This window comes from Pseudomonas sp. GM24, assembly GCF_000282235.1.
In the GTDB taxonomy this organism is placed as follows: domain Bacteria; phylum Pseudomonadota; class Gammaproteobacteria; order Pseudomonadales; family Pseudomonadaceae; genus Aquipseudomonas.
Genome location: NZ_AKJR01000056.1, coordinates 4641 through 6120, shown reverse-complemented (window position 1 = coordinate 6120; position 1480 = coordinate 4641). Strand labels below are relative to the sequence as shown.

General features: G+C 60.5%; 1 protein-coding gene. It reads left to right on the top strand.

Annotated features, from left to right (window positions below):
• Positions 1–100 precede the first annotated feature (100 nt).
• On the top strand, positions 101–1441 hold the full coding sequence (locus PMI23_RS09115) for a sensor histidine kinase (protein ID WP_007919688.1): 1341 nt from the start codon (positions 101–103) through the stop codon (positions 1439–1441).
• Positions 1442–1480: the final 39 nt, after the last annotated feature.

Here is a 1480-nt window from a genome sequence, read left to right as displayed (position 1 = left end):
CGCGATAGCGGTGTGTCAGTTGACAGATTTTTGTCTGACCCTTCGCTATCGCGAGCAGGCTCACTCCTACAGGGGTTTTGCATTGTTCTGAGGATTTTCTGTGCGTTCATTGTTCTGGCGTATTCTCGCGAGCTTCTGGCTGGCCATCGCACTGGTGGCCGGCCTGTCCATTCTGCTTGGGCACATGCTCAACCAGGACGCGTGGATCCTCAGCCGCCATCCGGGCCTCAACACGCTGGCCGGCGAATGGACACAAACTTACGAAGCCCAGGGCGAAGAAGCCGCCCAGGACATCCTCGAACAGCGCAAGCGCCAATATCACATCGACGTTCAGGTGCTCAACGAAAGCGGCGACCCGGTGGTACGCGGCACCTTCCCGCGTCGCGCCGCCGCCTTCGAAGCACGCCAGAACAACGATGACAGACGCCTGCCATGGCGTCGCCTCACCGACGAATTCACCAGCGAAAAAACCGGTGACACCTACCTGTTCATCTACCGCATCCCGCACCCGGAACTCGACTCATGGCACCGCGAAAGCCTGCTTTGGCCATTGAGTGCGTTGGGCATCGCGTTGGTGGTGCTGACCCTGTTCAGTCTGCTGGTGACCTTCTCCATCACCCGCCCGCTCAGCCGTTTGCGCGGCGCGGTGCATGATCTGGGGCAGACGACTTACCAGCAAAACAGCCTGGCGAAACTGGCCAACCGTCGTGATGAATTCGGCGTGCTCGCCAATGACTTCAACCGCATGGGCGCGCGCCTGCAAAGCTTGATTGGCAGTCAGCGTCAGTTGCTGCGGGACGTCTCCCACGAATTGCGTTCACCACTGGCTCGGTTGCGCATTGCCTTGGCACTGGCGGAACGCGCCAACCCTGAAGAACGGGAAAAACTCTGGCCACGCCTGACCCGCGAATGCGATCGGCTGGAAGCGCTGATCAGTGAAATTCTGGTGCTGGCACGGGTTGATGCGGACAACGCCAGTGCCGAAGACGTGGATTTGAATGCGCTGCTCGGCACTTTGCAGAAGGACGCAAAACTCGGATCGCCCGAGCAGATCGTCCGTCTCGATGCCGAACCGCAACTGAATCTGAAGGGCTGGCCGACCATGATCGAGCGCGCCGTCGATAACCTGCTGCGCAACGCTCAGCGCTTCAACCCGGAAGGTCAGGCGATTGAAATGCAGGCCTCGCGTCAGGGTGAAAAAATTATCGTGAGTGTGCGTGACCATGGGCCGGGTGTGCAGGCCGAACATTTGAGCCAGTTGGGCGAGCCGTTTTACCGGGCTCCGGGGCAGACGGCGGCAGGGCATGGCTTGGGGCTGGCGATTGCGCGAAGGGCGGCGGAGCGGCATGGCGGGAGTTTGACGTTGGCCAATCATCCGCAGGGTGGGTTTATTGCCAGTCTGGAATTACCGCTTGTCCCCGGTGCAGTTGTCCAACCCTAAAAGCCACCCTCACCCCAGAAAAGCCCCTCACCCCAGCCC